This window comes from Cupriavidus sp. HY129 (assembly GCF_059492215.1).
This window is the reverse complement of sequence record NZ_CP083255.1, coordinates 2,363,494-2,383,126: the sequence shown is the minus strand read 5'-3', so window position 1 is coordinate 2,383,126 and position 19,633 is coordinate 2,363,494. Positions and strand designations below refer to the sequence as shown.

General features: G+C 66.0%; 18 protein-coding genes and 1 pseudogene. 9 read left to right on the top strand and 10 right to left on the bottom strand.

What is annotated here, in order from left to right:
* Nucleotides 1–202: 202 nt before the first annotated feature.
* The 4 genes from K6G35_RS26965 to K6G35_RS26950 all read left to right on the top strand — a co-directional run bounded on the left by K6G35_RS26965 (nucleotide 203) and on the right by K6G35_RS26950 (nucleotide 3,433).
* The gene (locus tag K6G35_RS26965) at nucleotides 203–1,258 is read left to right on the top strand and encodes a MaoC family dehydratase (RefSeq protein WP_495676637.1); all 1,056 of its coding nucleotides are present in this window, start codon (nucleotides 203–205) and stop codon (nucleotides 1,256–1,258) included.
* A 160-nt stretch (nucleotides 1,259–1,418) separates the two neighbouring features.
* A complete protein-coding gene (locus K6G35_RS26960) occupies nucleotides 1,419–2,414 on the top strand; it encodes an HpcH/HpaI aldolase/citrate lyase family protein (protein WP_495676636.1) in 996 nt (331 codons plus the stop codon).
* Complete coding sequence (locus K6G35_RS26955; RefSeq protein WP_495676635.1) at nucleotides 2,311–2,748, top strand: tripartite tricarboxylate transporter substrate-binding protein; 438 nt, start codon at nucleotides 2,311–2,313, stop codon at nucleotides 2,746–2,748. The genes K6G35_RS26960 and K6G35_RS26955 overlap by 104 nt, the downstream gene beginning before the upstream one ends.
* Before the next feature lie 166 nt (nucleotides 2,749–2,914).
* Nucleotides 2,915–3,433: a DUF1697 domain-containing protein gene (locus K6G35_RS26950; protein ID WP_051705444.1), complete on the top strand. Its 519-nt coding sequence runs from the start codon at nucleotides 2,915–2,917 to the stop codon at nucleotides 3,431–3,433.
* 115 nt (nucleotides 3,434–3,548) lie between these two features.
* Here the strand turns inward: K6G35_RS26950 and K6G35_RS26945 are convergent, their stop codons facing one another.
* The 10 genes and pseudogenes from K6G35_RS26945 to K6G35_RS26900 all read right to left on the bottom strand — a co-directional run bounded on the left by K6G35_RS26945 (nucleotide 3,549) and on the right by K6G35_RS26900 (nucleotide 14,512).
* Nucleotides 3,549–4,385: a carbon-nitrogen hydrolase family protein gene (locus tag K6G35_RS26945; RefSeq protein ID WP_080709798.1), complete on the bottom strand. Its 837-nt coding sequence runs from the start codon at nucleotides 4,383–4,385 to the stop codon at nucleotides 3,549–3,551.
* Nucleotides 4,382–5,263: a serine hydrolase gene (locus K6G35_RS26940; RefSeq protein WP_495676634.1), complete on the bottom strand. Its 882-nt coding sequence runs from the start codon at nucleotides 5,261–5,263 to the stop codon at nucleotides 4,382–4,384. Before K6G35_RS26940 ends, K6G35_RS26945 begins: the two co-directional genes overlap by 4 nt.
* A 9-nt stretch (nucleotides 5,264–5,272) precedes the next feature.
* Nucleotides 5,273–6,703: a gluconate:proton symporter gene (locus K6G35_RS26935; protein WP_495676633.1), complete on the bottom strand. Its 1,431-nt coding sequence runs from the start codon at nucleotides 6,701–6,703 to the stop codon at nucleotides 5,273–5,275.
* Between the two features lie 114 nt (nucleotides 6,704–6,817).
* On the bottom strand, nucleotides 6,818–7,792 hold the full coding sequence (locus K6G35_RS26930; RefSeq protein WP_008643254.1) for a Bug family tripartite tricarboxylate transporter substrate binding protein: 975 nt from the start codon (nucleotides 7,790–7,792) through the stop codon (nucleotides 6,818–6,820).
* Between the two features lie 81 nt (nucleotides 7,793–7,873).
* Complete coding sequence (locus K6G35_RS26925; RefSeq protein ID WP_495676632.1) at nucleotides 7,874–9,307, bottom strand: N-acyl-D-amino-acid deacylase family protein; 1,434 nt, start codon at nucleotides 9,305–9,307, stop codon at nucleotides 7,874–7,876.
* A gap of 41 nt (nucleotides 9,308–9,348) precedes the next feature.
* Complete coding sequence (locus tag K6G35_RS26920) at nucleotides 9,349–9,723, bottom strand: RidA family protein (protein WP_495676631.1); 375 nt, start codon at nucleotides 9,721–9,723, stop codon at nucleotides 9,349–9,351.
* Between the two features lie 65 nt (nucleotides 9,724–9,788).
* A pseudogene (locus K6G35_RS26915) lies at nucleotides 9,789–11,090 on the bottom strand (D-amino acid dehydrogenase); the annotation flags it as partial.
* Between the two features lie 69 nt (nucleotides 11,091–11,159).
* Nucleotides 11,160–12,071 carry a LysR family transcriptional regulator gene (locus tag K6G35_RS26910; RefSeq protein ID WP_186426588.1) on the bottom strand — a complete coding sequence of 304 codons (912 nt, stop codon included), beginning with the start codon at nucleotides 12,069–12,071 and terminating at the stop codon, nucleotides 11,160–11,162.
* Nucleotides 12,072–12,180: 109 nt separating this feature from the next.
* The gene (locus K6G35_RS26905) at nucleotides 12,181–13,476 is read right to left on the bottom strand and encodes a hypothetical protein (RefSeq protein ID WP_035883487.1); all 1,296 of its coding nucleotides are present in this window, start codon (nucleotides 13,474–13,476) and stop codon (nucleotides 12,181–12,183) included.
* 64 nt (nucleotides 13,477–13,540) lie between these two features.
* Nucleotides 13,541–14,512, bottom strand: a complete 972-nt coding sequence (locus tag K6G35_RS26900; protein WP_495676630.1) for a Bug family tripartite tricarboxylate transporter substrate binding protein — start codon at nucleotides 14,510–14,512, stop codon at nucleotides 13,541–13,543.
* Nucleotides 14,513–14,652: 140 nt separating this feature from the next.
* On the opposite strand from K6G35_RS26900, the gene K6G35_RS26895 reads away from it, so the two are divergent.
* The 5 genes from K6G35_RS26895 (at nucleotide 14,653) to K6G35_RS26875 (ending at nucleotide 19,627) form a co-directional block, all read left to right on the top strand.
* Nucleotides 14,653–15,543: a LysR family transcriptional regulator gene (locus tag K6G35_RS26895; RefSeq protein ID WP_035883489.1), complete on the top strand. Its 891-nt coding sequence runs from the start codon at nucleotides 14,653–14,655 to the stop codon at nucleotides 15,541–15,543.
* 190 nt (nucleotides 15,544–15,733) lie between these two features.
* Complete coding sequence (locus K6G35_RS26890; RefSeq protein ID WP_008647518.1) at nucleotides 15,734–16,915, top strand: CaiB/BaiF CoA transferase family protein; 1,182 nt, start codon at nucleotides 15,734–15,736, stop codon at nucleotides 16,913–16,915.
* Nucleotides 16,916–16,981: 66 nt separating this feature from the next.
* On the top strand, nucleotides 16,982–17,725 hold the full coding sequence (locus K6G35_RS26885) for a FadR/GntR family transcriptional regulator (RefSeq protein WP_008647521.1): 744 nt from the start codon (nucleotides 16,982–16,984) through the stop codon (nucleotides 17,723–17,725).
* The gene (locus K6G35_RS26880) at nucleotides 17,722–18,546 is read left to right on the top strand and encodes an enoyl-CoA hydratase (protein ID WP_186426591.1); all 825 of its coding nucleotides are present in this window, start codon (nucleotides 17,722–17,724) and stop codon (nucleotides 18,544–18,546) included. Before K6G35_RS26885 ends, K6G35_RS26880 begins: the two co-directional genes overlap by 4 nt.
* A 97-nt stretch (nucleotides 18,547–18,643) precedes the next feature.
* Nucleotides 18,644–19,627 (top strand): Bug family tripartite tricarboxylate transporter substrate binding protein, encoded by a 984-nt coding sequence (locus K6G35_RS26875; RefSeq protein WP_495676629.1) that lies wholly within the window; start codon nucleotides 18,644–18,646, stop codon nucleotides 19,625–19,627.
* Nucleotides 19,628–19,633: the final 6 nt, after the last annotated feature.

Here is a 19,633-nt window from a genome sequence, read left to right as displayed (position 1 = left end):
TTTCGCATTGGTTCGTTGTTATGTACGGACATAGTAATCAGGGTGTCCGGACTTTTGCAAGCGAAACTGTCGAGGCTGTTACGAAGCTAAGCGCGATTTATTGGCGGTTTAACGGCCTGTACGCAGGATTGATGGCAACGATCCCGGTTGACACTCGCGGTTTTCGTTGCAATTATGTGCGTACAAACAAAACGGAGTGGACATGGAGAAGTGCCGCAGCGGTAACTATTTCGAGGACTTCCGGGTCGGCATGAAGATCAGGCATGCCACGCCGCGCACGCTGACCGAAGGCGACCGGAGTCTGTACATCGGCCTGACCGGCAGCCGGGCGGCGCTGTGCACGGCCGAGACCAACGCACGCGATCTGGGGATGGAACGGCGGCCGCTGGAAGACCTGCTGGTGTTCAACACGGCGTTCGGCAAGACCGTGCCGGATATCTCGCTCAATGCGGTGGCCAACCTGGGCTATGCGGAGGTGCGCTTTCTCGCCCACGCGTATCCGGGTGACACGCTGACGGTCGAGTCCGAGGTTATCGGCCTGAAGGAGAACACCAGCCGCAAGAGCGGCGTGGTCTACGTGCGATCCATGGCGCGCAACCAGCATGGCCGCGAGGTGCTGAGCTGGGTGCGCTGGGTGATGGTGCACAAGCGGGACCACGGTGCGGCGTGCGCGGAAGCGGTGGTGCCGGCCACGCAGATGGTGGTGCCGAGCGCATGGATGCGTCGCAACGACTACACCGCGCGCGTTCGCGAGATCACGGCGATGACCGGCTTCGCGGACCTGTGGGACGACTACGCAGTGGGCGAGCGCATCGACCACCCGGGCGCGATGACGATCAACGACAGCGACCACAGCATCGCCACGCGCCTGTACCAGAACACGGCCCGCGCGCACTTCGACGGTCATGCCATGGCGGCCGGCGGTGGCCGGCGGTTGGTCTATGGTGGCCACATCATTTCGGTATGCCGCGCGCTGTCATACGACGGACTGGAGAACGCGCTGTCGATTCTCGCCATCAACGGCGGCAGCCACGTGAATCCGACCTATGCCGGCGACACCATCGCCTGCGCGACGCAGGTGATCGAGACACTCGACCTGGGGCAGGGCCACCTCGGTGGTCTGCGGCTGCGCATGATCGGCGTGAAGAACGCCAGCGCGGCATCCATCGCGTTCCCCGCGCCCGGCGAGGGCCGGACCGCACATCCATCCAGCGTGGTGCTGGACCTGGACTACACCATCGCCATCCCAAGGCGGTAATACCCGGGCGCCAATGCCGAGGTGGCTATGCCGAGGTGGCTATGCCGAGGTGGCTATGCCGAGGCGGCGACGACAAGGCGGTAACGACGAGGGGCGGGGTGATCCCCGGCCTGTCCGACCCATCGAGAACACGACACACGACACACACGAGAGACAAAGCATGACAACCGCGACACACCCGAGAGATGCCCTGTTTGCCGGCGAGAAAGCCTTTCCCGCGCTGGCCGCCTGCGAGCACTTTGCCGGTAGCGAAAAGCTGATCGGCAAGGCCATGGACCTGCAAGTGGAGTACGGTCCGGTATTCGACGTGACCTGCGACTGCGAGGACGGTGCCGCTACGGGGCAGGAACGCGAGCACGCGGAAATGGTGGCGAGGATGATCGCCTCCGACCGCAACCGCTTCGGGCGCGCCGGCGCGCGGATTCATGATCCGTCGCACCCGGCCTGGCGTCAGGACGTGGAGATTATCGTCGGGCAGGCTGGCAGCCGGCTGGCCTATATCACCGTGCCCAAGGCCACGCGTCACGAGCAGGTGGCGGAGGTCATCGCGTTTATCCGCGAGACCGGGCAACGTGCCGGGCTGGAGCGGCCGGTGCCGGTGCACGTGCTGATCGAAACCCACGGCGCGCTGCGCGACGTGTTCCCGATCGCCGAGTTGCCGGACATCGAGGTGCTGGACTTCGGCCTGATGGACTTTGTCAGTGGCCATCACGGCGCGATTCCCGCTGCGGCGATGCGCAGCCCCGGCCAGTTCGAGCACGCACTGCTGGCGCGCGCCAAGGCCGACATGGTGGCTGCGGCGCTGACCAACGGCATCGTGCCTGCGCACAACGTCTGCCTGAACCTCAAGGACGCCGACGTAATTGGCGCCGACGCCAGCCGCGCGCGCAATCAGTTCGGCTTCCTGCGCATGTGGAGCATTTATCCCGCGCAGATCCTGCCAATCGTCAACGCAATGCGCCCGGACTTTGCCGAGGTGGAGGACGCCGCCGGCATCCTGCTCGCCGCGCAGGATGCCGACTGGGGACCGATCCAGTACAAGGGCGAACTGCATGACCGCGCCACCTACCGTTATTTCTGGGAGGTGCTGGAAAAAGCCCGGGTCACGGGCATGGCGATGCCCGCGGAGGCGGAACGCCGGTTTTTCGCTGCCTGACGCAGCGGTACCGGCGCTCCGCGCGATTGCGCTGGCCCATTCGAAGCGCAGCCCGACGTTGCCGAATGTGCCGACGTTTACGCAGGCTGGCCTGCCGTTCCAGGCGGCCACGTGGTTCGGTCTCTTCAGCCCGGCAACCATGCCGTCCGGCCTGCGTCAGAAGATCAACGAGGACGTGACGCGCATCGTGGCGGAGCCCGCCACGCGTGCCAGCATCGAGGACCTGGGCGGCGACGCGGTGAACGAAGGACCGAAGGAGTTCTCGGCATTCATCGATAGCGAGAGCAAGCGCTGGGCCGAAGCGGTGAAAGTCTCGGGCGCGCAAGTCGACTGATTCGTCGACTGATCCGACACTGATCCGATACTCGGCGGGCATCGCAGGCAACGGGCGATGCCCCGCGCCTTCAGTGGCGCGACGCCGCCGGAAGGGGGCCTGGTGGGCGTAGACTGCGTGTCACGCCAATCGTGAGCGGCTGCCCGGCAGTCAGCAGGAGATCACCATGCCCCGATACGTCGCCTTTCTTCGCGGTGTCAGTCCGATGAACGCCCGGATGCCGGAACTTAAGCACTGCTTCGAAGCGGCGGGCTTCTCCGAGGTGCGAACGTTGCTGTCCAGCGGGAACGTTGTGTTCGACGCGCGTTCGGCGTCCGCCACAGCGCTGGAGCGACGCGCCGAGAAGGCCATGCACGCCGAACTGGGTCATAGCTTCGGCACGTTCGTTCGGCCCGCTGGCTATCTCCTGGACCTGATCGAGGCCGATCCGTTTGCCGAGTTCGACCTGGCGCCCGGGGCCAAGCGGGTCGTCACATTTCTCCGCAGTCCGGTGGCGCCCGAAATCGCACTGCCAATCGAGCGCGACGGCGCCAGCATTATCAAGGCCAGCGCGGCGGAAGTCTTCAGTGCATATTTGCCGGACCCGAAGAAAGGACCGGTGTTCATGACGCTGCTTGAGCGTTCGTTCGGGAAGGACATCACCACGCGCACGCTGGACACCGTCATCAAGTGCGCGCGAGCCTAGAGACACGATCAAGCGATTCTGGCGTACTTGTATTGTCTGCGACCGCGCGTCAAGCCAGCACCGCTTTGCTTCAGTTCCTCAACTTGATAGCGTCTCTTGGACGCGAGGCCAGGGCTCAGCCTGCGTTCCGAATGCCGCCGAAATACAGGTCCGTGCGGCGATGCTCCCATGCCGGCAGCGCCTCGCGCAGGCCGGCCACGCGCTCTGTATCGAGTTCGGCGGTGATGAAGCCGGTGGTGTCCGGCATACAGGCCAGCACGGTGCCCCAGGGGTCGATGATCATGCTGCGCCCCAGGCAGGGCAGGGCGGGTCCCGGGCCGCCGATCTGCGCGGCGGCAATCACGTAGCACTGGTTTTCGATGGCACGGGCCCGCAGCAGCGTCTCCCAGTGGTCGCGTCCGGTGTGCACGTTGAAAGCGGCGGGCACCAGCAGCACGTTGGCGCCGCGGGCGCGCAGGGTCCGGTACAGCTCGCCAAAGCGCAGGTCGTAGCAGATGCTCAGACCCAGGGTCAGGCCGGCAGCGTCCACGGTATGCAGGCCGTCCCCCGGCGCGAAGTCGGCTGACTCGCGATAGGGTTTGCCATTCACCACGGCGTCGTACAGGTGCACCTTGCGATATCGTGCGGCAATGCCGCCATCTGGCGCGAACGTGATGCCGCTATTGCCGAGGCGGGTCTCGCCTGGCAGGCGTTCATGCATCGAGCCCAGATGAATCCAGCAACCGGTGCGTTGCGCCAGCGTGGCGATGTGCTCGGAGACCGGGCCCGGAACCGCGCTGGCGGCCGCCTGTAGCGCGTTGGCATCGCCGCGGACATCGCTGTACTCCGGCGTGACGATCAGTTTCGCGCCGTCCGCCGCGGCGGCAAGAATCCAGTGTTCGAGCGCTGCCAGGTTGGCCTCGCGGTCCTGCCGGCTGTCGATCTGGATGGCAGCGACTTTTATCCGCATCATTCCGCTCCGTTCTCGTCTTGCGGCACGGCAAGCACCTGCGCCACGATCCGCGCCGCTTCGGCCAGCCATTGCGCGCCATCGCCACCGTGCAGCGTCTGCGCGGTGCGCGCGTCCGTGAAACCGTCGGCCAGTACGGCCAGCACGACGCTGTAGGCGCCTACGGTCAGAATGCCGGTGTCGTGACGAAGGCCGGGCAACTGTCCGGTCTTGTTGGCCAGCATGGCACCGGCTGGCAGCGCCGCGCCGAAATGGGCGCGCTCGCGCTGATCGGCCAGCAGCCCCAGTGCGAAGTCACGCAGCGGGGCGGGCAACGATCCATCACGCAGCAGCCAGCACAGCGAGGCCGCAGCGTCGCTGGCGCTCGTGAAGTTGTCCAGCCCTGCGGCGCGCGCGGCGGCGTCCATCATGCGACGCTGCAGCCGCGTCTGCCCGAGCCCCGCGCGATCGCACCAGTCGTTCACGCCCTCGAAGCCGAGCAGTTCGATCAGCGCATTGGTCGCCAGGTTGTCGCTCAGCACGATCATCAGCCGCGCCAGTTCCGCCAGCGTCAGGCTCTGGACACTGGGCAACTGGCTGAGGATGCCAGTACCGCCCACGCGCTCGAGTCCGTCCAGGGAGAAGCGTTGCTCAAGCTGCAGATGACCCTGCGCCACCTGTTCCAGCAGCGTGAACAGGATCGGCAGCTTGATGATGCTGGCCGATGGCTGCACGCGCTCGGCCTCGCGCTCCAGCACCACCTTGCCATCGGCAAGCCGCAGGCTGATCGCCACACGTGCCTGCGTGCCGGCCAGCAGCGGTGCCAGCGCGGTTTCTACCCGCGCGCGAAGCGCGGCCGCATCGGGAATCCGGTTACCTAGCGGAAATGCCACGAGTTCCATATCGCCTCCTCAGACCAGCAAGAAGAACAGCCCAGAGAACAGACAGAGATTCACGATGATCACCGCCCAGCCGTTGTAGAGCATGTACTTTAGCTGGGTCGAACGGGCCAGGCCCATCTGTCCGAACATGTCGGAGGTAGGGAAGGGGCCGAACCAGTCGATCTGCGAGCTGCCAAGGATCACGGCGGTGGTGGCCGCGGGGCCGACGCCGGCGGCGGCCAGCAGCGGGCCGAAGATCTTGGCCGTGAATGTCATCTGCGCGACTGCCGCGCCAGGGATGTGTCCAATCACGTTGAACCACAGGATGATCACGCACAGCATGGCGCCGCCGATGCCTGCCAGGTGCGGGCTGGCGATGTCGAGCAGTGCGTGGTAGGCGTTGAGCTTGTCCACCAGTACCAGCACTGGGTTGAACAGCCAGAACAGGAAGAAGATCCAGATCAGCTTGCCCGCACCGGCATACATCGCCTGAAGGATGGCGCGCGGACCCATGCCGCCGGCCAGGCCGGTGGTGGCAGCCAGCGAAACCATGACGATGATGGCGAAGGCAAAGCCGGCCTTGACGATCACGCCGGCGGTGGCCAGACCAATGATGGTCAGGCAGAACGCCCAGGCGGCACGTACTGCCGTGCGCGGTGGCGTGGCGGACAGGTCGAACGCGGCGATGCCGTTCTTGGCTTCATCGTACTGGTGCTCGGCCTCGGTCATCTTCTGGATGCGGCCCGACATGAACCAGCCGCTGGCAAGCGTGGCCGCCGCCATCGGGATGCCGGCCACCATCAGGTATTCCGGGTAGCTCAGTCCGGTCAGCCCCAGCACGGTCACGACGTTGGGCGTGAACGGTCCGAGTACCAGGCCGGCGGAACCCGCGGTCTGGAACAGCGCGGCCACCGCGGGCGGCGACAGACGCACCGCCGCGGCGATTGGGATCACCACGGCGGCGATGATGGCGTTACCACCGGCCAGCGTGCCCAGCGCGCCGCAGATCAGCGTGGAGGTGACCATGATGCCGAGGCGCACGCGTACCTGGTTGGACAAGCCGATACGCCGCACAATGGCGCGCACCAGTTGCTCGGCGGCGCCCGTGCGCGAGGCCACCTCGCCCACGCCGGCGCCCAGCACGATGATCAGGCCGACAACCGCGATAAAGGAGCCGAGCGAGTCGGCCAGCAGTTTGCCCATGCCCACCGGCGTCGTGCCGGTCATGATCGCGCCGAGCACGATGGCGGCGATGGTCGACAGCACGATGTCAACGCCGAGCAGCGCCATGATGGCGAACACGAGCACGGGCGTCAGGCCCCAGAGGTTCGTCTCGCCGGGCATGGCCAGGTGCGTGTACAGGGCGATTGCCAGACCCGCCACGAACACCGCGATCGCCGCGATGCGCCGGCTCGGCTGCAGGTCTGAGGAAGTGGGGGCTTTGCTTGCTACTGATGTCATGTGACGGCTCCTGCCTGCTCTCGTCTTATCTTTGTGTTGTCTTGTATTGCTGGACGGGCAGGCCTCTGCCGGCGCTGCCCGCTCCCGTCCCTGTGCTCGCGATGTCCGCGAGGCTTACTGCGGCGTGATGCCAGCCTTGCGGATCACCGTGCCCCAACGCTCGTATTCCTGACGGATCTGGCGGGCAAAGGCATCTGGCCCGACCGAGACCGGGAAGGCGCCGGCATCGACAAGGCGCTGCCGCGTGTTGGCATCGGCCAGTGCAGCCTGGAAGGCCTCCACCAGGCGGGTGCGAACCTCCGGCGGCAGCTTTGCCGGCGCTACCACGCCATACCAGGCGCTGACGTCATAGTCCTTGTAGCCCTGCTCGGCGAAGGTCGGGACGTCGGGCAGCTTGTCGTTGCGTTGCGTGCCGGTGATGGCGAGCGCGCGCAGCTTGCCCGCCTTGATGAATGGCAGGGACGACGGGAAGTTGTCGAAGATAACCTTGACGTTGCCGCCGATCGCATCGTTGAGCGCCGGCGCCGAGCCCTTGTAGGGCACGCTGATCATGTTGGCGTCGTTGAGTTGCAGGAACCAGGCCATGCCAAGGTCGTTGATGCCTCCGGCACCGGCGTTGGCGTAGCTTTCCTTGCCGGGGTGCTTCTTCGTGTAATCCACGAACTCCTTCAGCGTGCGGGCCGGGAAGCCGGGGTGCACGCTGAGGATGTTGGGGCTGCTGACCAGATTGACGACCGGCGTGAAGTCCTTGACCGGGTCATAGGGCGGCTTGGCCAGCAGATGCGGCGCGGTGCCGTGCGTGCTGACCGTGGCGAGGCCGAGCGTGTAGCCATCGGCCTTGGCGCGTGCCACGGCATTCATGCCGATGGTGCCGGCCGCGCCGACGCGGTTGTCGACCACGATCTGCTGGCCCAGGATCTCCGAGGCCTTGCTGGCAACGATACGTCCCACGACGTCGGTCGGACCTCCGGCGGAAAAGGGGATGACCAGCGTGATCGGCCGGTCGGGATAGGCGGCGTGCGCCAGCGTGGCGGTGCCCAGCGCGATGGCGCCGAGGACAGGCGCCAGAAGGAAGTGTCTGCGTTTCAAGTTGGGTCTCCTCGTGATTCTTGTCGGGATGGGTGTGTCGGGGGGCGGCGGGCCGGTAGTCCCGTAGTCCGGTAATCCGGCTCAGTGGCGCAGGAACTGTCCGGCGGCGGCGCCGGTGGCGCCATCCGGGCCCCAGACCTGCACACCGTTGACATAGACCGCATCGATGCCGGCTGACGGCTCGCACGGCTGCGTGTAGTCGGCGCGGTCGATCACCTGTTCGGGATCGAACAGCACCAGATCGGCGGCGTAGCCCACTTCCAGCACCCCACGCCCGGGCAGGCCAAAGACCGAGGCGGGCAGCGACGTCATGCGGCGCACCGCGTCCTCGAGCGTCAGCAGGCCCAGTTCGCGGGCGTAGTGGCCAAGCACGCGCGGAAAGCTGCCCCAGAGCCGTGGGTGGGGGTAAGGGCCGGGAATGCCATCCGAGCCGATCATCGTGCGCGGGTGAGACAGCACGCGGCGCAGGTCGCCCTCATCCATCTGGAAATAGATCGCGGTGGCCGGCCCGAGCCGTGCCGCCGCTTCCTCCAGCGATACATGCCAGTCGGCGGCGATGGCCGACAGGTCCCGGCGTGCCTGCTCGGGATGCGGCTGCGAACTCGTGACGATGATCTGTTCCGCCTCGCCGACGAACTCGGGCAGCAGCACCGTGGAGCTGGCCGTGTAGGGGTAGACGTCGAGGGATACGTCCTGGGTGGCCAGCGCCTTGTCAATCAGGCTCAGGGTGACGGTGGTCTTGCCGAAGTTCTTGCGCCCGATGCATTTGTGGTGCGAGATCACGACGGGCAGCGCGGCTTCGCGGCCGATCTCCAGCGTTTCGCCGACGGCCTCGACGACCTGATCGCGCTCGCTGCGCATATGGGTGGTGTAGATCGCGCCCGGGTGACGCGCGGTCACGCGCGCCAGGGCCACCACTTCGGCGGTTGGCGCCGCGCGGCTTGCCGGATAGCTGAGGCCGGTGCTCATGCCCAGGCCGCCATCGCTCAGCGCCTGATCGAGCATCGCGGCCATCGCCTCGATTTCCTCGGCGGTGGCGGCACGCGTGGTATCGGTCATCGCGCCCGCGCGCAACGTGCTGTGGCCCACCAGCAGACCGACGTTGACGCTGGGTGGCGAGGCCTCCAGCGCGCGCCGGTAGTCGGCGACGGAGGGAAAGCGGTAGTCCGAGACCTCACCCAGCAGCATCAGCGGCTGCGGCAGGCCGTGGGTCGGCGTTAGCGGCGCGATGCTGATGCCGCAGTTGCCGGCAATCACGCTCGTCACGCCCTGGCTGGTCTTGGCCGGCATTGCAGGCGTATTGAGCAGGGCGCTGTCATCGTGCGTGTGCACGTCGATGAAGCCGGGCGCCAGCACGCGGCCGGTTGCGTCGACCGTATGCGCGGCCTGCCAGCCGGAGCAGTCACCGAGCGCGACGATGCGTCCGTCCGTCACGGCCAGCGCGCCGGTACGACGTGTGGCGCCGGTACCATCGATCAACGTGGCGTTGGTGAACAACAGGTCGCAGGATGGCATGGGATCAGTCCTTCGGAGATAAGCGTTGGCGCGGGGGCGACTCAGCCGAGTGCCGCGTAGGCGAGGATCTCGACCAGCATCTCGGGCCGCCCGAAACCCACGGTCACGATGGCCGCGCGGTTGGGATAGGGTGCCGGAATCATCTCCGCATAGACCCGGTTGAAGACGGCGAGATCGGCACGGTCGGTCACGTAGACGATGACCTGGGTCAGGTCGGCAAGGCTACCACCGGCCGCGTCCAGGGTCTGCTTCAGGTTCTGCAGCGTCTGGCGCGCCTGCGCTTCCATGCCGCCTTCCACCACGTTGCCGTCGGCGCCGGTCGGGATCTGCGTGGTGAACAGGATGCCGTTGCCCAGTACTGCCCATTCGACGGGAGCAGTGGATCGAGGCAGGCCGGTATCGATGATCTGTTTCATGGTGTCTTGTGCGGGTATCGGTGTGAGAGGAAACGATGTTGGCCCGGTATCGGCGCGCCAGCGCATCAGCGCATCAGCGCGAACGCAGAAGCATCCAGCGGCGAGGGGCGGCCGGCCATGGCGTCGGCGAGCAGCGCGGCGCTGCCGCAGGCCAGCGTGAAGCCCAACGCGCCATGACCGGTGTTGAGCCACAGGTTGTCGTACGGCGTGGCGCCGATCAGCGGCTTGCTGTCTGGCGTGGCCGGCCGGCCGCCGCACCACGAGGTCGCTGCATCGAAGTTCGCGCCGTCCGGGAAGGTTTCGCGTGCCTGCCTGGCGAGCAGGGCGACGCGACGTGCATCGGCACGGGGATGGCGGCCAATCAGGTCGACCATGCCGGCGATGCGCAACTGCTCGCCCAGACGGGCGTAGACCACCTTGTAGTGCAGGTCCGTCACGCTGATGGCAGGGGGATGATGGTGGCCCGGTTGGGTCGGCGCGGTCAGGCTGTAGCCGGTCAGCGGATACAGTGGCAACGTCACGCCAAGCGGCGCCAGCATCGGCACGCTCTGCATGCCGGCGGCGACCACGAAGGCGTCGGCCTCGATGTCGCCCGCATCGGTGCGCGCGGCCACCACGCGTCGCCCTGCGTGCCGCAGCCCCGTCACCCGCGTGCCACAGCGGAAGCTCGCGCCAAATCGGCGCGTGGCGGCCGCGGCCAGGCCAACGGTGAAAGCATGGCAGTCACCAGCTTCCTCGCTAGGGGTGTGGATGCCGCCGGCCAGCTTGTGCTGCAACGAGGCCAGGGCCGGTTCGAGCGCCACGCAGGCCGCGGCGTCCAGCGCCTGCTGGCGACTGCCGAGCGAGGCCTGATATTCCAGTTGCCGCCGGGCGCCGTCGAAGGCAACCGGATCGCGATACACCACCAGCTTGCCATTGCGCTGATAGTTGAAGTGCAGCGCCTCGCGCTCGACCAGTTCATGCACGCCATCGCGGCTGAGTTGGCCCAGCCCGAGCAACTGCGCGGTGACTTTCTTGGCCACGCCGGTGCGGCAGGCACGCAGGAACTCGAGGCACCAGGTCCACTGGCGCCAATCAAGGCGAGGAACGAAACGCAGGGGCGAGTTGCGGTCGAGCAGCCATCCCGGCAGCTTGGGCAGCACGGCCGGGTCGGCCAGCGGCGCCACGTAGCTGTAGCTGAGTTGCGCGCCATTGGCCAGGCTGGTTTCCTGGGCCAGTTCGTCGCGCGCTTCCAGCAGGGTAACGGTATGCCCCTCGCGCGCCAGATAGTAGGCGCTCGCGACGCCAACCACTCCGCCACCCAGTACGCATACCCGCATGTTTCTCTCCCCACCCTTGAAAATGACCTGCCGCCCGCAACTGCGGGCAAGGCGACAGTGTTGACGAGAGCGGGGGAGCGTTCAAATGACCTTTAGCGCATACCCTATAACCTGAGGTTATCCAGACCGGCCCGGCAGCGCCGCCTCGAACTGGGATCCGAGGATCGCCAGCAGGGTGTCGTGGGCGTGCGAGGACGCAGCGCCGTCCGCGTAGATCGCGGCCACGCCTACCGACAGGGCGGGCTCCAGCGGCCGGATCAGCAGTTCCTCGCCGCTCGCGCGCTGCGAGAACTGAGCCGTGAAATGGTCGACCAGAGCGTAGCCGACGCCGCACTCCGCCAGCGCCGCGGCCACGTAATAGGTACGCGCCTCGATCATCGGCGTGCGCTCCTCGAGCCCGAGATCGCGGAAGGCCTGGGCGATCAGGCCGCCCAGCGGGTCGCTGTTGCCGATGCCGATCCAGTGCTGATCGTCGAGCGCGGCCAGTTGCACCGGCCCATGCGGCGGCGCGTTCGAGGCGGGGCCGAGGTAGACGACCTCCGCCTGCCCCAGCGCGCTCGATGTCACGCCAGGGCGCGGGGCCGGGTCGAATACCACGGCGATGTCGAGTTCGCGCGACATCACCAGGCCCTGCAGTTCGTCGCCATGCCGTGTCTCGATTTCCAGTGAGACGCCGGGGCAGCGCTGGCGAAACTCTCGCACCGCCTGCGGGATCAGGCTCAGGCCCAGGCTGGGCAGGCAGCCAATGCGCAGATGGCCCTCGGGATGGCGTCGCAGGTTGCGCGCGAGCTGGCGCACGTTCTCCAGGTTGGCGAACAGATGCACCGTTTCGGCGTGCAGCAATTGCGCCTCGCGCGTGGGCAGCAGCCGGCCGTGCGCGCGGGTGAACAGCTTGAAGCCGAGGTCGCGTTCCGCGTGGGCCAGCACCTTGCTGGCGGCGGGCTGGGAGATAAAGAGCAGTTCGGCGGCCCGGCTCAGAGAGCCGGTACGCATGACCGCATGGAAGATTTCAAGGTGACGCAGGCGCATGGCGCGGGGGCTGGATCGACGGCATTGCGCCGCAGTGTAGCGGACAAGTGGCCGAAATACCCCCGTTACCGCCGTTACCCCCGTTTTGGGCAATGCTCCCGGCCGATGCTTACGCGGGATCGACCAGCGCGGCGACATCCAGCGCGTACATCTGCCGGTTGCCGTCGTGGATCGAGTCAATGCACACGCGCTTGCCATCGCGGCTCCAGCGCGGGTGCAGGTCGCAGCGGTTTTCCTTCTTGAGCGTCGGGCTCGTGTAGAACGAACCGATGTCGTGGCGCACGCCACTGGGCACGTGATACAGAAACAGGATGCGCTCGTTGGTCTGCGCGTCGGGGTAGGTATCGCTGAGCAGCCAGTCGGGATGCGTGCGGGAGAACGTCATATGGCCGTTCTCGGTCAGGACGTCGGCCCCGATCACCGTGACCTCGCCGTCCGCGCGGTCCTCGTACAGGTGATAGTGGATGCTGCCGGCGTGCGGACCCCAGACGATGATGTGGGTGTCGTCCTTCCACAGCGGATGCGAGATCTGGTACTCCGATTTTTCATAGTCGAAGGTACCCACGGCATTCGGATCGAAATGCGCCGCCAATTGCGGTAGCGGGTGGTCCGAGCACTCGAGCAGCCGCATGTCGGTGCCATCGGGGTTCACGGTGATCAGCCGATGCAGGAAGCAGGTCTCGTCCTCGACCCGCTCCGTCCAGCGGTGCAGGAACAGCACGCGCGACGACGACGGATTGATTTCGATATGGCTGACCCAGTGGATCGCCTTGTCCATCGACGGAACCGGATGGAAGTTGCGCAGCGTGTCGTAGCTGACGATTAGCCGGGACATGCCGGTCGCAAGGTCCATCACATGGATGCCATCGCGCGCGGGGGCCAGATCCAGTTGGGGGAGGGCCCGCAGCGAAGCCTCGTCGCTGTAGCCGATGGTCTGGTGCGTGACGTAAAGCCTGCGGTAATCGATGCACAGCGCGTAGCGGCTGTCCGGCGCCACCACGTAGACCGGCATCGGCAGCGGGCGCGAAACACCGCTGGCGACGTCATGGATGACCGCGCCGAGGCACGGATAGAAGGCGGATTCGTCGTCGGTGCGGCAGTTGTAGATCAACTGCCTGCCGGGCGCGCCATCGAGCCACTGCAGTTGGGCGCCCATCTGCCAGTTCCATGCGGTGGTCTGGCCGACCTTCTGGAAGCGGTCGTCGTCCTGGGTATCGAAGAAGCCGATCTCGGCGATGAGGCCGGGGTGCAGGTCCGCGTCGGCCATCGGCACGCGCTGCGCTAGCACGTAGCGGTCGGTGCGATCCCAAGTGCTCTTGTTGTAGTAGCCGAAGAAGTGATGGAGCTTGCCGTCACCCAGCCGTCGGCACGGCAGGGGATGGTGTTCGATCTTGTCGTGATGCATGGTCAGCCGGCTTGATGGGCGTGGAATCGGTATGAGGTTGGCGTTGTGATTATTGGGCGGTCGATTATTGGGCGGTCAGCCGGGCTTTGGCGATGACCTGGTCCCAGCGGGCTTTCTCGCCGGCAATGAATGTCGTGGCGGCGTCGCGGGTGTTACCAACCGGCGTCATGCCCTCCTCGGCGAGCGCCGAACGGAATTCCTGCGATGCAACGATCGAGCGGATGTCGGCATTGAGCTTGTCGGCGATCGCGTCGGGCACTTTCGCGCCGACCGCGACCGTGGTCCAGGATGTGGCAACGAAGTTCGGCACGCCGGCCTCGGCGGCCGTTGGCACCTGCGGCAAGGCCGGCAGCCGGGTCTTGCCGGTCACGGCCAGCGCGCGCAACTTGCCCGAGCGGATGTACCCGAGCGTGGTTGGCGGGTTCTCGAACATCATGTCGATCTGCCCGCCCAGCAGGTCGGCAATGGCCGCGGAGCTTCCCTTGTACGGCACATGGGTCAGATGCGCGCCGGTGGTGACCTTGAACAGTTCGCCGATCATGTGCACCGACGATCCGACGCCGGCCGAGCCGAACGTCATGCCATCCGGGCGCTTTGCCGCCGCGTCGACGAGTTGCTTGAGGTTCGTTACCTGGATGCTCGGGTTGACCAGAACGACGTGCGGCATCTCCGCGAGCACGGTCACCACCTTCAGGTCCTTCGACGGGTCGTAGTTCAGCTTCGGATACGTGCCGTAGGTGGCGTGCAGGCCGATGGAGCCGAGCAGCAGCGTGTAGCCGTCGGGTGCGGCGTCGGCTACAGCCTTGCCGCCGATATGACCGCCCGCGCCGGGGCGGTTCTCCACGACCACCGGCTGGCCGTACAGCTTGCCAAGCTTGTCCGCCAGCATCCGCGCCTGCAGGTCCGAGCTGCCGCCCGCACTGAATGGCACGATCAGGCGCAGTGCGTGGTCGGGGTATGCGGCATGGGCGATGGCCGGCACGACCGTGCCCAGCAATGCGGCAATGAGGGGCAGGCAACGGGAAAAGCGTGGCATTCGATGTCTCCGGGATGTTCTGTGTGTGTCTACGATGGCAGGAGTGTAGGCGCGGGCAGCCATGCCGGATAATTCAAATTTGCGCGGACCCTATACGCTGCTGATATACACTCGGTGACCCCCCATCGAAGCCCGTCCATATGCCGCGCGCGCCAACTTTCCGTGAAATCGAGGTATTCCGCGCCGTGATGCTGAGCGGCACGACAACGGCCGCCGCCGCCATGCTGCACACCACACAGCCGTCGGTGAGCCGGGTGCTGGCGCAGATGCAGACCGGTACCGACCTGAAACTGTTTGATATGGAAAAGGGCCGGCTGCGGCCCACGCCCGAGGCGCAGCGGTTGTTCGAAACCGTACAGGGGCATTTCCAGGGTCTTGCGCGTATCGGCCAGGAGGTGCATCTGCTGCGCCGTTCCGGCACGGGCCTGCTTCGGCTCGGCTGCACGCCAACGCTCGGTCTGGGGCCGATGCCCGGTATCGTGGCGCGCTTTATCGAGCGGCATCCCGATGTATCGGTGGACCTGCAGACCGTCGGCAGCCACCAGCTTGGCGAAGGGCTGCTGCACGGACGATTCGATCTGGTGCTGGCCACGGGGCGGCTCGACCATCCCCAGTTCGATATCCGCGTCATGCACCGGTCACCCGCCGTATGCGTGATGCATCCCGGGCACGTCATGGCATCGCGGCGGCGGATTCGCGCGGCGGACCTGTCAGGCCAGCGGCTGCTGACCCTGAACGCGGACGACGAACTGAGTGTTGCGCTCTGGCAGGCGCTGCACGAAGCCGGGGCGGAACCGGCCGCGACGCTGCAAACCACTTATTCGAGCACGATCTGCCGGCTTGCGGCCGAGGGGGCCGGCATCGGTATCGTCAATCCGTACGCCGCGCGCGTGTTCGGCCAGGCCCTGACGGTGGTGCCGCTGGTGCCGGCGATCGCCGTGGAGGTGCGCCTGGCTCATGCGGGCCACCTCGCCAGTTCGCGGCTGACGGAGGTCTTTGCCAGCCTGGTGGCCGAGGGGCTCGAGGCTTAGGCGTTCTGACGCAGAGTGGGGCGGGCGCGCTTCCGCCATCTCGGCATTCTCTTTCCTGATTCGATCTGCAAACCAGTCATGAGCGGGTTAACCCCGTTTGCTCCCTATAGTTTTATAGATAGGATGTCCAACATCCTACTTAACAACATCGGCAATCCGCGAACGCCGAGCAAAGACATTGGAGACAACTGTGGGATCTGGACCGCTTTCCCGTTTCACCGTGCTGGACCTGACGCGCGTGCGTTCGGGCCCGGCTGCCGTGCGCCAGTTTGCTGACTGGGGCGCGAACGTCATCAAGATCGAAGAGCCGGGGCTGGCGCCCGACGATCGGCCCGGTGGCTCGGCGCAGGTGGCTGACTACCAGAACACGCATCGCAACAAGCAGAGCATCACGCTGAACCTCAAGCACCCCGAAGGTCGCGCGCTGTTCCTTGACCTCGTGCGCAAGGCCGACGTGGTGGTGGAGAACTACCGTCCCTCGGTGAAATTCAAGCTCGGCATCGACTACGAGTCGCTGCGCAAGGTGAATCCGCGCATTGTCTACGGCAGCGTTTCCGGCTTCGGCCAGGATGGGCCGTATCACGACCGCCCGGGCCTGGACCAGATCGCGCAGGGCATCTCGGGGATGATGTCCGTGACCGGCGAACCCGGGCGGGGACCGATGCGTGCGGGCATACCGGTTGCCGATCTGACCGCAGGTCTATTCTGCGCGATCGGCGTGATGGTGGCATTGCTGGAGCGCGAGGTGTCAGGGCAGGGGCAATGGGTACAGACCTCGCTGCTGCAGTCGCAGCTGTGGATGATGGATTTCCAGGCAATGCGCTGGCTGATGAATGGCGAAGTGCCGGGTCAGAGCGGCAACGATCACCCGACCAGCAGCCCGACCGGCGTCTTCCCCACGGCGGACGGTCACATGAACATCGCCGCCATGGGTAACGACATCTTCGCCCGCCTTTGCAATGTGCTTGGCGCGCCCGAACTGGTGCAGGACGAGCGGTTCCGGACCGTGCCGCTGCGCGCGCGCCATCGCGCGGCGCTGGGCGCGGAGATTGCCGAACGCACCCGTACCCGCACGACGCAGGAATGGATCGCGCGCATGAACGAGGAAGGTGTGCCGTGCGGCCCGATCCTCAATATGAAGGAAGCATTCGCCGATCCGCAGGTGGAGCATCTGCGCATGAGCCAGCCCATCGATCATCCGACGCTCGGGCCGATTTCGGTCGTAGGCCAGGCGGTGACGCTGAGCCGCACGCCGATGGGGAAACTGGCGCCGGCTCCGGAAAGCGGGGAACACAACCTTGACGTCTATCGCGCCCTGCTCGGTCTGGACGCGGCGAAGGTCGAGGCGCTCGCCGCGCAGGGTGTCATCTGATTGGGCGCTAACATATCCGGCATGAATGTCCCCGACACCGGGGCGCAAGACATGACGGAGATTCAGATGAAGGCCCCATTCGATACCGAAGCCCGCGGATTCACGAGCCTGCGCCGGCCAGACAACCTGCCCGACGAGATCGCGCACCAGATTCGCCAGCGCATTCTCAACGGCTCGCTGGCGCATGGCCAGCGGTTGCCCACGGAGCATGAACTGGCCACGGCGTTCGACGTGAGCCGCAATGTCGTGCGGGAGGCCATCGCACGGCTGAAACTGTCGGGCTACGTGGAAACGCGGCGCGGCACCGGCTCGTTCGTGGCCCACGGTATCGGGCAGCGCAATTTCGAGATCGTCACCGATGAACTGATGGAGAAGGATGCGCTCGAGCATGTCTTCCAGTTGCGGGTCGAAATCGAATCGGGCGCGGCGGCGCTGGCGGCGATGTATCGGACGGACGCGCAACTCGAGGCATTGCGCGTCGCGCTGGCGAAGGTCGACGAATCGGGCGGGGACCTGGAGAAGGGCACGGATAGCGCGCTCGATTTCCACCTTGCCGTGGGTAACGCCACCAACAACCCGTACTTCATCCGGTTGATGGCGCATCTGAGCCATGTATTGCACGACGCCGTGCGCACGCTGCGAACCGGATCAACGGGGACGGCGCGTATCGCGGAAGTCGAGAACGAACACCACGCCATCTTCGATGCCATCGCGGCTGGCGATGCGGAAGCGGCACGCACGGCCATGCGCCGGCATTTGACCAACGGAATCGAACGACACCGGGCCAGACGGCCAAGAAAGGCAACATGAACAGCACACGCATTCTGGAAGGCGAAATTACCGATGCCCTGCTCGTGGAGAAGCGGGGCAACACAGGCTGGATCACCTTCAACGATCCCGGGCGCCACAACGCCGTCTCCTTCGACATGTGGGCGGCGGTGCCCAAGGCGCTGGCAGCATTCGAGCAGGACGACGACATCCGCGCGGTCGTGCTCACCGGCGCTGGCGAACGCGCTTTCGTGAGCGGCGCCAACATTTCCCAGTTCGACAAGCTGCGCTCGGGTGACGAAGCCGTGGCGGCCTACGAGCAGGTTGCAGAGGCCGCGCAGCTCGCGCTCTACGACTATGCCAAGCCCACGCTGGCACGCATCAAGGGTTATTGCATCGGCGGTGGGATGAACATCGCGCTGTGCTGCGATATCCGGATCGCATCGGCCGACAGCACCTTCGCGATTCCGGCCGGCAAGCTCGGGCTCGGCTACCGGCTGACCGCTATCCGCAACCTGGTGACCACGGTCGGGGCGGCCAATGCGCTCGAGATCTTCCTGACCGCGAACCGCTACGCGGCTGCCGAAGCCAAGGCCCTCGGACTGATCCATCACGTGACCGATACACCGGATGCGGCGGACCTCGATGCCGCGCTCCAGGTCCGCCTCGACCAGATCGCCGCGAATGCGCCGCTGACGCTGCGCGCCGGCAAACGCATGATCCGCCAGTTGCAGCAGCTTGGTCCGGAAGTCGATATCGCGGCCATGCAGCAACTGGTCATGCAGTGCTTCGCCAGCGACGACTATCGCGAAGGCAAGCGCGCCTTCGCTGAAAAACGCAGCCCGGTTTTCGCCGGGAAGTAGCGCGCGTCCCGGGAGACCGGGACGGCCGGGAGCCCACCGCTCCCGGCAGTATCGCCGCGCCGGACGTGGCGAACATATAAAACTACAGGAGACTTGTATGAACAAGAGGCCGATTCTTGCCCTCGCAGCGGCGATGATCGTGGGCGGGCTGGGCACGGCGCAGAATGCTGCCGCGCAGTATCCGCAGCAGCCCGTCAAGATCGTCGTGGGCTACGCGGCCGGCGGTACCACGGACATCCTGGCACGGGCCCTGGCCGAGCAATTGGCCGCCGAACTGAAGCAATCGGTGATCATCGAGAACAGGCCCGGCGCGGCCGGTAATGCCGCCGCCGCGTACGTGCAGCAATCCGCGCCCGATGGCTACACGCTGTTCATGGCGACGGTGTCGAGCCACGGCATCAACCCGGCCCTGTACAAGAAATCGCTTGGCTACGATCCTGTCAACGGATTTGTGCCCATCAGCATGGTGGCATCGATCCCGCTCGTGCTGATCACGACCCCAAACCTGCCGGTGAAATCGGTGCCAGACCTGGTGGCGCTGGCCCGGCAGAAGCCGGGTGAACTGAACTATGCGTCGAGCGGCAACGGATCACCGGTGCACCTGGCAGGCGCCATGTTCGCCCAGGGTGCCGGTGCCAAGCTTGTGCATGTGCCGTATCGCGGCGGCGCGCTTGCCAATACGTCGGTGATTGCCGGCGAAACGCAGATGAGCTTCGCGACGTTGCCTGGCGCGTTGCCTCAGGTCAAGGCTGGCCGGCTGCGGGCCATTGCAGTGACTACCCGGGACCGGTCCGCGCAACTGCCGGATGTTCCTGCCATGCGTGAAGTACCGGGGTATGGCAACTTCGAGATCAATACCTGGAACGCGCTGCTGGCGCCGCGCAATACGCCGCAGCCGATCATTGATTCGCTGAACAAGGCAGTTGGCAAGGCGATGGCTTCGCCAAAGCTGGTGCAGCGCTTCAATGGCGAGGGCGCGACGCCCGTCGCCAGTTCCCCGGCCGATCTCGGGCGGTTTATCCAGGCGGAACTGGCCAAATGGGCTGGCGTCGTGGGTGAGCTGAACGTGAAGGTCGACTGACGGCGC